We start from the raw sequence: 13534 nt of genomic DNA on the forward strand, positions 1-13534 counted from the left end.
GTATCTATTTCTATAGGTAGAGGTGAACGGTTCGTGATTGGAACTTGGCGTGACCAATGGACATCGGATGTCAGACTTAATGTGCTTGCCGGCATGACGGCAACACTTGCTTTAATACCGGACTCGTTGGCGTTTTCGTTTATGGCCGGAGTGCCGCCCCAAGTGGGGATTTACGCGACGATCTGTATTTTGCTTGTCATTACGTTCCTGGGTGGCAGGCCCGGCATGATTTCGGCGGCAGCCGGCTCCATGTCAGTATTGATGCTGACGCTGGTGAAGGAGCATGGGATTGCTTACTTGTTCGCCGCGACGGTCTTAACCGGTGTTATTCAATATGTAATGGGTGTCTTCAGGCTTGGCAAAGTGATGCGTTTCGTACCGCAGCCGGTGTTAACGGGCTTTGTGAACGCGCTTGCGATACTGATTTTCCTCTCCCAGCTGCGTTACTTGGTGGATGCGTCTTTCATGATGTACGTGCTGATCGCAGCCGCACTTCTCGTTATTTATATCCTCCCACGATATTTCAAAGCGGTGCCGTCGCCGCTTGTTGCCGTGGCCGTGCTGACAATTCTGGTATGGGCGCTTGGCATCAGCGACGTTACTCGAATCGGGGATATAGCAGCCATCGATGCTTCACTGCCTTCATTCTTACTGCCGGATATCCCGTTTACGTGGGAAACGTTCTTCATTATATTGCCTTACTCGCTGTCTCTGGCCGTTGTCGGTTTCACCGAAACGATGCTGACGCAGAACCTGCTGGATGAGATGACGGGCGAAACGACGGACAAGAACCTAGAGATGCGAGGCCAAGGGATTGCGAATTTCATCGCGGGGTTCTTCGGCGGGATGGCGGGCTGCGCGCTTGTTGCGGAGTCTGTTCTTAATGTGAAGATGGGCGGCCGGAATCGACTTTCGATGCTCGTTGCGGCGTTATTCCTCTTGCTGCTCGTTGTGGTACTTGGCGATCTGCTCGCTCTTATTCCGATGGCGGCCCTTATTGGCATTATGCTAATGGTGTGTATTGCGATTTTCGACTGGAAATCGGTATTCAAAATGCGTTCGGTCCCAGCCGGCGAAACGATCGTCATGGTCGTTACCGTGGCTGCGGTCGTAATGACCCATGACCTTGCGATCGGTGTGATCGTCGGCGTTATTCTCAGCTTCTTGATCGTCCTGCTGCAGAAGTCACTGAGGCGCAGTTCGCTTGAACGATAAGCTAATAAGCCTGTCTGAAGCTGGATGTCTACCACTAATCGATGAACATGGAGGCGGATGTTTGTATGCGATCTTACAGCTTATATGATCCTCATTGGAGAGAAGGTGGAGATTTCCGTCCAAACATCGTGGCTTACTATTATAAGCAGTGGCTCGATTACGATATGGACTTTCATGCTCATGATGCCATTGAATTTATGTATGTCATTTCCGGTACATGTACGGTGGAGACGATGAATGATGTGTTCCAGATGCGCAAAGGTGATCTGATTTTACTGGATGCCCGCGTATCGCATAAGCTTATCGTGCCGAAAGAAAGTCCGTGCCGGATGCTCAATGTGGAGTTTATATTCACGGAATGCGATGGCATTTACCCGTCCATGATGCAGCTTGCCCAAGGACATGAAGCGCTGGCGGAGCTGCTTGACCGCAAGGTTAGTACCATCGTGCTGCGGGATCCCAATGAAATTCATCATACGCTCAAGAGTATCGTCATGGAGATGGATACCGGCGGAGCGCAGCGCCGCAGTATGACGCATTTGCTGCTTGCGCAGCTGCTCGTTCGTGTGGCCCGGCTTGCGGCAGATGAAGCGAAGGATGTGGCTCAAGGGCAGCATCACCGCTATGTAAGGAAGGCAACGGAATACATTCACCAGCATTATGATTGCGATATTCAGGCGAAGGATGTTGCTGCCGCTGTAAGCTTGCACCCGGTCTATTTGCAGCGGATTTTCAAGGCGAATATGAATGTGACGATCACGGAATATCTGGCCGAGCTGCGCGTGGAGAAAGCTAAGATGCTGCTTGCTCGCTCCGATGTGCCGATCATCGATATTGCCGATTATATCGGCTTGAACAGCCGGCAGTATTTCAGCATGCTGTTTAAGAAAGTGACCGGAATGTCTCCCGCAGCTTACCGGAAATCCATCGAAACGATGCAAGGCTTCGATAAGCAGTTGCAATAGTTGACATGCTTGGCGCAATCCGGTTGGATTTGTGGAAACGCATTCTTGGAGCTCCTGCTAGAATGAGGGTAATGAACGCGTATCCAATTCCATTAACCTCAGGAGGGTTTAGCATGTCTTTCAAAGTTACGTTTATCGGAGCGGGCAGTATCGGATTTACGAGAGGATTGCTGCGTGATTTGCTTGCGGTGCCGGAGTTTCGCGACATCGAGCTTGCGTTTACGGATATTAATGCGCACAATCTGGACATGGTGACACAGCTGTGCCAACGAGACATTATCGAGAATGGGCTTCATATCCAAATTCATTCGACGACCGACCGCCGCGAAGCATTAAAGGATGCCAAATACGTACTTACCGTCGTCCGGATCGGCGGCTTGGAAGCCTTCCAGCATGATGTAGACATCCCGCTAAAATATGGCGTAGACCAATGTGTTGGCGATACGCTCTGTGCAGGGGGAATCATGTACGGCCAGCGCGGAATTGCCGCGATGCTGGAGATTTGTAAAGACATCCGAGAGGTAGCCAGACCGGATGTGCTGCTGCTCAACTATGCCAATCCGATGGCGATGCTGACATGGGCCTGCAACAAATACGGCGGCGTGCGTACAATCGGACTTTGCCATGGCGTTCAAGGCGGCCATCATCAAATTGCGACCGCGTTTGGGCTGAAGAAGCAAGAAGTCGATATTATTTGCGCAGGCATTAATCATCAGACTTGGTATATATCCGTTAAGCATAACGGTGTAGATAAGACAGGCGAGGTGCTTGAGGCATTCGAGAACCATCCGGAGTTTCAGAAGACGGAGAAGGTGCGCATCGATATGCTGCGCAGATTCGGCTACTACTCGACGGAATCGAACGGACATCTCAGCGAGTATGTGCCATGGTACCGCAAACGCGCGGATGAAATTCAGGATTGGATCGATATGGGCGTGTGGATCAATGGGGAAACCGGCGGCTATCTGCGCGTATGTACGGAAGGACGGAATTGGTTCGAGACGGATTTCCCGAACTGGATGAAAGGCGATCCTTACGTGTATATCCCGGAGAAACGCTCGGAAGAGCACGGGTCCTACATTATTGAAGGGTTGGAAACAGGCCGGTTGTACCGCGGTCACTTCAACGTCGTGAACAACGGCGTGATTGCGAACCTGCCGAATGATGCCATCATTGAAGCGCCGGGTTATGTCGATGCGAATGGCATCAATATGCCGGTCGTCGGTGACCTTCCTCTTGGCTGCGCGGCCGTGTGCAACGTGAGTATTTCCGTACAACGGCTCGCAGTGGAAGCTGCCGTTCATGGGGATGATAAGCTGCTCCGCCAAGCGATGATGATGGATCCGCTTGTGGGTGCTGTCTGTAATCCGAAGGAGATCTGGCAAATGGTCGATGAAATGCTTGTCGCGCAAGCCAAATGGCTGCCGCAGTATAGCGCATCTATCGAGCAAGCGAAGGAGCGGCTCGCTGCAGGCAATCTCATTCCGACACGCGAGGATTACAAAGGTGCGGCCCGTCTCAAAACCAAATCAATCGAAGAGATGCTGGAAGATCGCGAAGCGGCAACCCGCAACGCGGGCGAAGCGGACAAAGCGAAGGAACGTCCGGCGGCAGCTCATTAAATAAGAAGAAAAGGGATCAGAGCGCCGGTGCGGCACTTTGATCCCTTTTTATTACACACCATTACTATTAACGTTTAGGATAGAGCGGGTAATCTACGTTTGTAGGGACATCAATCAGAATGAGACGCAGCGGTGTATCGCCGCTTGCCGTGATGACGGCTTCTTGGGCTTCGGCGGCTCTGGCTAAGATGAAGTCTTTGTGTTTAAAAGCTGTATCTTTCGCTTCTTCCGATGTATATGTCCAAGAGCCATCTCCGCGAATCGCCAGAGCAGTCAAAGTACGCCCACTCTCGATGGAGTGCGTATACTGAGCGCCTGGCGCAAGCTCTACATCCCACATGAGCGCGTCGGCTGTAATGGAGATTGGAGAGCCTTCTCCCATGACCGTTTTCTTGGTATAACCATCGCCTTGGGTAATTGGGAATTCCTCATGTTCGTATTGGTTGTACGTAGGCTGCTGTTTAAGGGCTTCTTGGATAGAAGGCTCAAACCAGATTTGAAAACCTTCCATGTCCGGGCCGACAAAACGTTCTTCATGGCTGACGCCTGAGCCGGTTTGCATAAGCTGAACCCCGCCTGAGCCGATCTTGCTCTTAGTGCCGAGTGTATCGCCGTGTTCGGCCTGACCTGCTACAACATAGGTCATGATTTCGAACGCTTGGTGAGGATGAAGCGGGATGTAGCCTTCTTGTTTGGAATGAGCCCATGCCCAGTAGAATAAGGTACTCACACGTTTCACGACAGAACCTTCACCGGAGAAGCCAATTGGCTTCTGCTCTGTGATTTTGCCGCCATCAAATGCGCCTGTAGCCTGAAGAGATGGTCCGTATACGAGTGTTTGTATCATAAATATGACCTCCATTGAATGAATTTGTGGTTAGATCAGTCGCCGATTGCATATTCGCCTGCACCAATGAGAGTGATGCCAATTGCGACTGCGATGAGGACAATGTTGTATTCCATGCCGTTAGCCGTAATCCAGAAGCCGTTCCTGCGATGAACCGAAATGATGGCGCCAAGCATAGTCAGTACAAGAAGCGCAGCCGATACCGGCAGCCATAAACCAAGGACGAAGAGCAAGCCCCCGATAAGTTCAGCAAGTCCTGCAGCCAGCGCGATCAGAACGCCTGGTTTTAAACCAATGGAATCCATCCAGCCTCCGGTCGATTTCAGGCCGTACCCGCCAAACCAACCGAACAGCTTCTGCACGCCGTGTCCTGCAAAGGTCAAGCCGACAACCAATCGAATAAGTAATAAACCTAATGCCATGCCCATGCTTGATTTTCCTCCATAAAATAAAAATATAAAGTTTCTTAATATTAAGATATTGGCTCCCGATATTCGCTATGACGAAGCGCTAACCGAAGCTGCTCTGTGCCGCGATCCCCAGTTTCTTCAGTAAATGAATCGCTTGCTCTTGTTCTTCCGGTGTTAAACCACTCACTGCATTGGCAATAACCTCACGATGACTCGGAAACACATCATCGAGAAATTGCTTGCCTTGGTCTGTAATTTCAGCGTAAATGACACGACGATCTGTAGGGCATGCTTTACGATGCGCCAATCCTTTGGAAACAAGCTTGTCGATGACATAAGTAATGTTGCCGCTCGTCATGAGGATCTTCTCGCCGATCTGCTGCAGCGGCTGTTCACCCTTATGATAGAGAAGCTCGAGAACGCCAAATTCCGTTGGGTTGAGGCCGTGCTTGCGAATATCCTGATGAACATGAGCGCTGACCCACTGATGAGCACGAGACAGTATAATGAAGAGATGCAATTGTTGATCGGTCTCGGCAGACATGATTATCACCTCGAATGGTGCAGAATTTTGTCTTAATACTTAATATCTTAATTTAAAGATAAATGTTTTGTGCCGATTTGTCAAGGGACTGCCATACCCATATATTGAGCACACTAATGCTAGTGAATCATGCAGGCGTGAATTTTCCTTCATTATATAGATGCTATTTTTCACTCGCAAAAGAGGACTGAAACGCATGCTGCGCTTCAGTCCGCCAGTCCATATTAACAAAATCATTATTATTTGTTCATGTGAGCTCGGGATCGAAGCTGGCTGTCGATCGGTTCCGGTACTTTGTCCCCGCCGATGAATTGATGCTGTACGAGCGTATTAAATGAAGGGAGCCATGGCGTGAGGGAGTGTCCCGCCCATGCTTCCTGCGCGTATTGAACCATATGGTTGTTGAACTCTTTGTTCGCCGAGATATGAACTTCCTGAACCGCCGGAGCCAGTTTGCGCACGTGAATCGCAATCGTTTGCTTCAGCTCGCCGGAAATTTCATTGTGATCGTTGATGGTGAGTGCTGAGTTGTATGGCGTTGCGACCCTTTGGTTGTTCCAATATGGGCTTCCGTTATCCACATTATAGACGCCTTCGGTTGTCCCGCCATTATTTTGCTCTTTGGGACCGCCAGTTTTGCGCGTGCCTGTTGCAGTCCAGTCTGTTGTAATTGCGACATAGGCATTCTTATCGGTAAGCATGACGATCGCACCGGCAACACCGTTAATATTGGACACGTCATTCGAAATGAGGGAGCTGTATTCAAACCAGGCATTGTCGTGCTGTCCCGGCAATCCGCTCATGGTGCCATACATCCGGCTGCCGAGCATTTTGGGATCGCCTTTCTTCTTGGAGCCGTAATCGAACGTGCTGTTCTGAACGTGGCGTTCGTAATTGCAGCCGCTTAAGGCCATGACGGTTACCATTGCGCTGGCGGCAATCAAAATGAGAAATAAACGATAAGCTGCTCGCTTTTTCATTAAGGGTAGCTCCTTTCATTAACCTAGCTTTAGGATGGGCTAGCGCGAAACAAATATGCATGCTATTTCGATACATAAAGAACCATGGTTTTTGCACACAATGTAGGATAGACATGGTGGTTCAAAACGGTAAAATGGCAAGCGGCAAAACCGTAAAAATCGGCGATTTTACTGGTATGAGAACAATTTGTGAACACGCCTGGGAACATTGACAAATACCACCTTCAACTTTATATTTAATAAAGTGATTAGATTGAAGAAGTTGTCTAAACATCTAGGATTTCACGCAGCACAGCCGCTTTTTGCGCCATCTACGGCAGCTGCGAAAACGTAAAAAGTGGGGTTGATTGATGATGAATCGGTGGCACGTTCTAAAACGGCTAATGCCGCTTCTTGCCGGAATGGTGTTGCTGCTGTCAGCTTGCGGACGAGCTGACTTGTCGACGCTTAGACCGCAAGGGCCGGTTGCCGAAGAACAGTACGGACTAATGAAATTAACGATCTGGATCATGATCGGGGTCGTTCTAGTCGTTTTCGCTATTGCAGTTTATGTAATTATTCGCTTTCGCCGTCGTCCAGGCGACAAATCGATCCCTGTTCAAGTGGAAGGGAACCACAAGCTGGAGATTATTTGGACAGTCATTCCGATTATCCTGCTGATCATCCTCGGCGTTCCAACAGTTAAGTCCGTATTCGGGCTCGCGAAGGACTACACGAAGGATCCTGCTGCAATACAAGTTAAAGTTACGGCTCACCAATACTGGTGGGAGTTCGAGTATCCGAACCTTGGCGTGAAGACAGCACAAGAGCTGCTCATTCCAAACGATGCGGTTATCTCGATCGAAGCGAAAACAGCTGATGTGCTTCACTCTTTCTGGATTCCATCGCTAGCTGGTAAAACAGATACGAATCCAGGCGGTAACGTGAACATCATGTACTTTAAAGCACCGAAGACAGGTGTTTACCTAGGTAAATGTGCCGAGCTCTGCGGACCTTCCCACTCCTTGATGGATTTCAAAGTGAAGGTTGTAGACCACGCTTCGTTTGACCGCTGGGTAGCTGCTATGAAGAATCCGGTCGCGCTTCCTGAGAATCAGGAAATTGCGGAACTGCTTAATAAACAGTGCTTGTCCTGCCACGCAATCGGCGGTAACGGCGGACAAATTTATCCGAACTTGACAGGTGTCGGAAGCCGTCAATCGGTAGCGGGTATTCTGGTCAATACTGACCAAGCCGAGTACGCTAACGAAGGCACGGTTGAAGAGAACCTGAAGAGATGGATCGCCGATCCACAGAAAGTAAAACCGGGCACGTTGATGCCTAAGGTTGACTTGACCCAAGACCAAGTCGATGCCATCGCGAAATACCTGGCAGGCTTGAAGCTAGAATATTAATTACTTACGGAATGAAGGAGGTACCTACTTTGGCTCACGGACATGCGGTTAAACGGTATAGTGGCCTGATGGATTGGCTGACAACCGTTGACCATAAAAAAATCGGCATTCTGTATCTGTTATCGGGCGGATTCTTCTTCCTGGTTGGCGGATTGGAAGCACTCCTGATTCGGATTCAGCTATGGAAGCCGTTAAATGATTTCGTAGCGGCGCATACGTTCAACGAATTACTTACGATGCACGGTACAACAATGATCTTCCTTGCAGCGATGCCGATCATATTCGCCTTGATGAATGCGATCGTGCCGTTGCAAATCGGCGCGCGGGACGTTGCATTCCCGTTCGTTAACGCAATTGGTTTCTGGACATTCTTCGCAGGGGGCGTTCTGCTAAACGTCAGCTGGTTTGCTGGCGGCGCACCTGATGCAGGATGGACAGCATACGCACCACTTTCGACATCGACTTATAGCTCAACGCACGGTCTCGATTATTATGTTATCGGTCTTCAAATCGCCGGTATCGGAACGTTGGTTGGCGGTATTAACTTCTTGGCAACAATTATTAACATGCGTGCACCTGGAATGAGCTTCATGCGTATGCCAATGTTTACATGGACCGCGTTCATTACTTCGGCGCTTATCTTGTTCGCTTTCCCTGCGCTGACAGTTGGCTTGGTAGCGATGATGTTTGACCGCGTATTCAGCGGTAACTTCTTCGAACCGACCAACGGCGGTAATGCAGTACTATGGGAGCATATCTTCTGGATATTCGGACATCCTGAGGTTTACATCTTGATCCTGCCTGCTTTCGGGGTTATCTCCGAAGTCATCAGCGTATTCTCGCGTAAACGGTTGTTCGGTTACAGCTCCATGGTATTTGCAACAGTATTGATCGGTTTCTTGGGCTTCATGGTTTGGGCGCATCATATGTTCACAACGGGTCTTGGCCCGGTTGCGAACGCATTGTTCTCCATTGCAACGATGTTGATCGCGGTTCCGACAGGTATCAAAATCTTCAACTGGTTGTTTACGATGTGGGGCGGCTCGATCCGTTTCACAACGGCTAATCTGTTCGCAGTAGGCTTCGTTCCGACATTCGTAATGGGTGGCGTAACAGGCGTTATGCTTGCAGCTGCACCAGCTGACTTCCAATATCACGATTCGTATTTCGTAGTTGCCCATTTCCACTACGTTATCGTCGGTGGTTTGATCATGGGTCTGTTCTCCGGTCTGTACTACTGGTGGCCTAAAATGTTCGGTCGCATGCTTAACGAAACACTCGGTAAAATCATGTTCTGGACATTCTTCATCGGCTTCCACCTTACATTCTTCGTACAGCATTTCCTTGGTTTGATGGGGATGCCGCGTCGTGTATGGACATACCTGGACGGTTTGGGCTTCAACAACCTGAATATGATCAGTACAGTCGGCGCAATGCTGATGGGTGTTGGTACAATCATGTTCTTGATTAACGTTGTCATTACTTCGATGAAACCACGCAATGCAAGTAATGATCCTTGGGAAGATGGACGTACACTGGAATGGACGATTCCTTCTCCAGCACCGGAGTTCAACTTTGCGCAAACTCCGCTCGTTCGCGGATATGATGCTTACTGGAAAGAAAAAATGGACGGCAAAAAGGAAATGATCCCGGCTGAACCGCTTGGTCCTATCCATATGCCATCACCGTCTATTTTGCCGCTCTTCATGGCCGTTGGCCTCTTCATTGCAGGTCTAGGATTCATGTACGCGAAAGGCGATTACGGTTCAGGCGCTTGGGCGTATATTCTAAATCATCACATTGTCGCTATATTCGGAATGCTCATTACGCTTGCATGCATGTTCTTGCGTTCGGTGTATGACGATCATGGCTTCCATATCGAAGTGGATGAGATTCAAGGTAATAAGGGGGTTAAAGCATGAGCGGACATACACACGTAGACGGCCAACTCCCTCATGAGCCGGAAAAAGCAACCCTCGAGGGACGTAATAAAGTTCTTGGTTTCTGGCTGTTCCTAGGCGGTGAAACGGTATTGTTCGGTACGCTGTTCTCGGCGTACCTGGCACTTCGTCATCAAGTCGGCGACGGCAACCCAACTCCAATGGAGTTGTTCGATCTTAAAACCGTTGCGATCGCAACGTTCATCTTGTTAACATCCTCATTGACTAGCGTGTTCGCGATTCAATCGATGCACACGAACAAAGTGAAGTCGATGGTATGGTGGCTCGTTATCACAGTACTCTTCGGTCTTGCTTTCTTGGGCCTAGAGATTTATGAGTTCACGCATTACGTTCATGAAGGTCATAAATTCTCAACCAGCGCATTCAGTACATCGTTCTATACGCTTGTCGGCTTCCACGGTGCTCACGTATTGTTCGGGGTTCTCTGGATTTCGATTCTGATCGCGCAGATCTTCAAAAAAGGTCTAAATGTCGTAACTGCTCCTAAGATATATGTTGCCGGTATGTACTGGCACTTTATCGACGTTGTGTGGGTATTCATCTTCACCGTCGTGTACTTGATGGGAAAGGTGGGCTAACGAATGGCTGGTCAACATTCTGCTGCCGAAGAGAAGAAACACCATAAACACGAAGGTCCAAAGAAGCATATCATTGCTTTTATCTTCTCGATTCTGCTGACTGTCATTGCATTCGCAATGGTAGCTGCAGGCGAGGTTAACACTTCGTTTATCTACATCACGCTGGTTCTGATGGCGCTTCTGCAAGTCTTCATTCAAATGGGCTTCTGGATGCACATGAAAGACCGCGGTCATGTTTTCGCGATTGTCGGTATTCTAATGGGTGTGTTCGTCGTATTCACGATTGTCATCATGGCCGAATATTGGGCTTGGTGGTAATACGGTTCTAAATTGAAGAGAGGGAGGTCCTAGTTGGCCCCCTCTTTTGTTGTAAATGTAGGTTGGAATGGAAAGGGGTACCATTATGCTCGGATTGCAATATTTCAGCTTTGAAGAGTTATGGAGCCCGTGGTTTTTCTTCTTTATGACAGCAATGGTTATTCTCTATTTCTACTTGGCTGGCCCTTGGAAGGAAAAACATGCGCCCAATGAACCTCGTGTCACGGCGATGCAGAAAACATGGTTCGTGATCGGAATGGTGCTGTATTACTTAGCACAAGGCGGGCCGCTCGACTTGCTCGGACATCTCATGTTCACGTTCCATATGGTGAATATGTCACTATCGTATTTAATTGCTCCGCCGCTACTGCTGCTCGGCATTCCAGGATATATATGGCGTTACGTATTCGAGAGACCGTTCTGGTCGAAGTATCGGTCATTGATGAATCCCATCTTCACACTCGTTGTGTTTAACATGTTGTTCTCGGTTTATCATGTACCGGCTGTACATGATTACGTGATGACGCATTTTCTGATCCACCGAATCTATTACTTGGTATTACTTGTTACTTCGTTTATGATGTGGTGGCAAATCACTTGCCCGATTCCGGAGTGGAACCGACTGACGGACGTACGCAAGATGGCGTATATCTTCGCAAGCGGTATGCTGCTTACGCCGGCGTGTGCTCTTATTATTTTCGCGAGCCATACGATGTATGCCACCTACAACGATCCGGAAGTATGGGCACAAGCGATGGGGTACTGCGTTTCCGGGGATCCAAGCGCTTTGCTTGCGAGCTTCAAGGGACCGACGTTCTTCAATTTAATGGGTCAAACCGAGGATCAACAGCTCGGTGGAATCGTCATGAAGCTCGTGCAGGAAATCATGTACGGCGCGATTCTGGCCTATGTCTTCTTCCATTGGTATAAGAAAGAGCATGCTGATTCGGATGACGAATTGCCGGACAGCGGTGCACTCAGCTAATAGATTTGTTTGATATTTCATGAATGGACGGGATGCTCCTTGTCACTTTACACGATATTACCTACGATCAGTACTTCCTTTATCGCACTTAGCGCGATTCTTGTTGCGATTGGATGGAACTTAGCCATCAAGAGAAAGCTTGAGTCTCACAAGAAAGTGATGATTGCAGGCGCTATATCTGCGTTGCTCTTCTTTATCATCTATGTATCGCGTACGATCTTCGTCGGCAATACAGACTGGGGCGGCTCCGATGAGCTGAAGCCCTACTACCTGACATTCCTATTCTTCCACATCGTGCTGGCAACAGTAGGTGCGGTATTCGGACTGACTACGCTGACGCTAGCCTTCAAGAGCCGTTTCGCGAAACATCGCAAATGGGGACGGGTTACATCCGTCATTTGGTTCTTCACGGCCATTACCGGTATTGCGGTTTATGTACTGCTCTATCTCTTGTATCCAGGCGGTCATACGAAGCCTGTACTGGATGTTCTATTCGGCGGCTAAGCTGCCATAAGCAAGGCGGTAAATCCTATCACGGGATTTACCGCTTTTTTTGTGCTGCGAACATATAGGCTTAAGTTTACAGACCGGTAGTGAACCAGTAGAATATGTGAATAAGGAACAAATGATGTTTGATTCGAACAGGAGAGTGTAATCGATGCAGCTGCATGGACGACGATATACACGCAGGGAAATAGAAGCAAGAGTTGGACGAATCGAGCAAATAGGCGGGATTCGCAAACTTACGCTGACAGAAGGCAATGAAGCAGGTTCGACGGTGCTGTCTGTTCGAACAGGAGCAGGCTTATCGTTTGGTGTTATGCCTGACAAGGGACTGGATATCTCATCCGCTTCATTTGGCGGCGGATCGTTATCTTGGCAGTCGGCGAACGGTGATGTACATCCTTCTCACTATGATGATCAGGGATTAGGCTGGCTGCGTACCGCTTCAGGTGGATTGCTAATGACCTGCGGACTCATAAGCGCCGGTTCTCCAAGCCAAGTAGATGGCCAATCCTATGGTTTGCATGGCCGAGCGCATCATACGGCGGCAAGGCAGGTGGTTGCCGAAGGCTGGTGGGAAGGCGACGAGTACGAGATGCGAATTGCAGGAACGCTGGAGGAAACGTCCATGTTCGGCGGACATCTGAGGCTAAGACGCGAGATCAGGTGCAGGTTGGGCGAGAATCGGGTTACGATTCGTGACGTCGTTGAGAATGCGGGTTTCAAGCCTTGTCCGCATATGATGCTGTATCATGTGAATTTTGGTTATCCGCTGCTCACGGAGCAGTCGCGGATTGATTTTCCGGATGGGGGAAAGGTTGTGCCGCGTGAAGCCGAAGTTCCGGTAGAGGGCTATGACAGCTGGCATGCGCCGGATCCGGACTATGCGGAGCGTGTGTATTATCATGAACTGGCTGAGCGTGCGGGTGATAGGGCTGCAGTAACCATCCATCAGCCGGCGTTTCCTATTGCATCGGGACATCATGCACCAATTGCCGTAAAACTGAGCTGGACTACCGACACCCTTCCGAAGCTGGTGCAGTGGAAGATGCCGGGGGCCGGCGTACATGCTCTTGGCATAGAGCCTTCGAACTGTGATGTGGAAGGGATGGAGATAGAACGACAACGAGGAAGCTTAATCATGCTGGAGCCTGGGGCATCGCTAGTCTATGAATTGGAATTAACCGTAAGCTAAAAGCGGCGCGGAAAGG

At 49.4% G+C, this 13534-nt stretch carries 14 protein-coding genes; 10 read left to right on the top strand and 4 right to left on the bottom strand.

Annotated elements, in window-relative coordinates; translation table 11 throughout:
- Nucleotides 1–33: 33 nt before the first annotated feature.
- From AC6ESO_RS25550 to AC6ESO_RS25560, 3 genes are all read left to right on the top strand, one after another.
- The gene (locus tag AC6ESO_RS25550) at nucleotides 34–1215 is read left to right on the top strand and encodes a SulP family inorganic anion transporter (protein WP_497093852.1); all 1182 of its coding nucleotides are present in this window, start codon (nucleotides 34–36) and stop codon (nucleotides 1213–1215) included.
- Nucleotides 1216–1280: 65 nt separating this feature from the next.
- Nucleotides 1281–2180: a helix-turn-helix domain-containing protein gene (locus AC6ESO_RS25555; protein ID WP_497093853.1), complete on the top strand. Its 900-nt coding sequence runs from the start codon at nucleotides 1281–1283 to the stop codon at nucleotides 2178–2180.
- 113 nt (nucleotides 2181–2293) lie between these two features.
- A complete protein-coding gene (locus tag AC6ESO_RS25560) occupies nucleotides 2294–3802 on the top strand; it encodes an alpha-glucosidase/alpha-galactosidase (protein ID WP_497093854.1) in 1509 nt (502 codons plus the stop codon).
- A gap of 67 nt (nucleotides 3803–3869) precedes the next feature.
- Here the strand turns inward: AC6ESO_RS25560 and AC6ESO_RS25565 are convergent, their stop codons facing one another.
- The 4 genes from AC6ESO_RS25565 to AC6ESO_RS25580 all read right to left on the bottom strand — a co-directional run bounded on the left by AC6ESO_RS25565 (nucleotide 3870) and on the right by AC6ESO_RS25580 (nucleotide 6583).
- Nucleotides 3870–4646 (bottom strand): pirin family protein, encoded by a 777-nt coding sequence (locus AC6ESO_RS25565; RefSeq protein WP_497093895.1) that lies wholly within the window; start codon nucleotides 4644–4646, stop codon nucleotides 3870–3872.
- A 38-nt stretch (nucleotides 4647–4684) separates the two neighbouring features.
- Nucleotides 4685–5077, bottom strand: a complete 393-nt coding sequence (locus AC6ESO_RS25570) for a DoxX family protein (protein WP_497093855.1) — start codon at nucleotides 5075–5077, stop codon at nucleotides 4685–4687.
- 82 nt (nucleotides 5078–5159) lie between these two features.
- Nucleotides 5160–5603, bottom strand: a complete 444-nt coding sequence (locus AC6ESO_RS25575) for a MarR family winged helix-turn-helix transcriptional regulator (RefSeq protein WP_497093856.1) — start codon at nucleotides 5601–5603, stop codon at nucleotides 5160–5162.
- 239 nt (nucleotides 5604–5842) lie between these two features.
- Nucleotides 5843–6583 carry a hypothetical protein gene (locus AC6ESO_RS25580; protein ID WP_497093857.1) on the bottom strand — a complete coding sequence of 247 codons (741 nt, stop codon included), beginning with the start codon at nucleotides 6581–6583 and terminating at the stop codon, nucleotides 5843–5845.
- Between the two features lie 350 nt (nucleotides 6584–6933).
- Here AC6ESO_RS25580 and coxB point away from each other — a divergent pair, with 350 nt between their 5' ends.
- From coxB to AC6ESO_RS25615, 7 genes are all read left to right on the top strand, one after another.
- On the top strand, nucleotides 6934–7977 hold the full coding sequence (coxB, locus tag AC6ESO_RS25585; protein ID WP_497093858.1) for a cytochrome c oxidase subunit II: 1044 nt from the start codon (nucleotides 6934–6936) through the stop codon (nucleotides 7975–7977).
- 11 nt (nucleotides 7978–7988) lie between these two features.
- Entirely contained in the window at nucleotides 7989–9899 is a 1911-nt protein-coding gene (gene ctaD, locus AC6ESO_RS25590; protein WP_497093859.1) for a cytochrome c oxidase subunit I, read from the top strand.
- Complete coding sequence (locus AC6ESO_RS25595) at nucleotides 9896–10516, top strand: cytochrome c oxidase subunit 3 (RefSeq protein ID WP_494822054.1); 621 nt, start codon at nucleotides 9896–9898, stop codon at nucleotides 10514–10516. The genes ctaD and AC6ESO_RS25595 overlap by 4 nt, the downstream gene beginning before the upstream one ends.
- Before the next feature lie 3 nt (nucleotides 10517–10519).
- Entirely contained in the window at nucleotides 10520–10834 is a 315-nt protein-coding gene (locus AC6ESO_RS25600; RefSeq protein ID WP_494822055.1) for a cytochrome C oxidase subunit IV family protein, read from the top strand.
- An 85-nt stretch (nucleotides 10835–10919) separates the two neighbouring features.
- Complete coding sequence (gene ctaG / locus AC6ESO_RS25605) at nucleotides 10920–11819, top strand: cytochrome c oxidase assembly factor CtaG (RefSeq protein WP_497093860.1); 900 nt, start codon at nucleotides 10920–10922, stop codon at nucleotides 11817–11819.
- A gap of 39 nt (nucleotides 11820–11858) precedes the next feature.
- A complete protein-coding gene (locus AC6ESO_RS25610) occupies nucleotides 11859–12323 on the top strand; it encodes a DUF420 domain-containing protein (RefSeq protein ID WP_497093861.1) in 465 nt (154 codons plus the stop codon).
- A gap of 154 nt (nucleotides 12324–12477) precedes the next feature.
- On the top strand, nucleotides 12478–13518 hold the full coding sequence (locus AC6ESO_RS25615; RefSeq protein WP_497093862.1) for an aldose 1-epimerase family protein: 1041 nt from the start codon (nucleotides 12478–12480) through the stop codon (nucleotides 13516–13518).
- Nucleotides 13519–13534 lie beyond the last annotated feature (16 nt).

The organism is Paenibacillus rhizoryzae, from assembly GCF_059686995.1.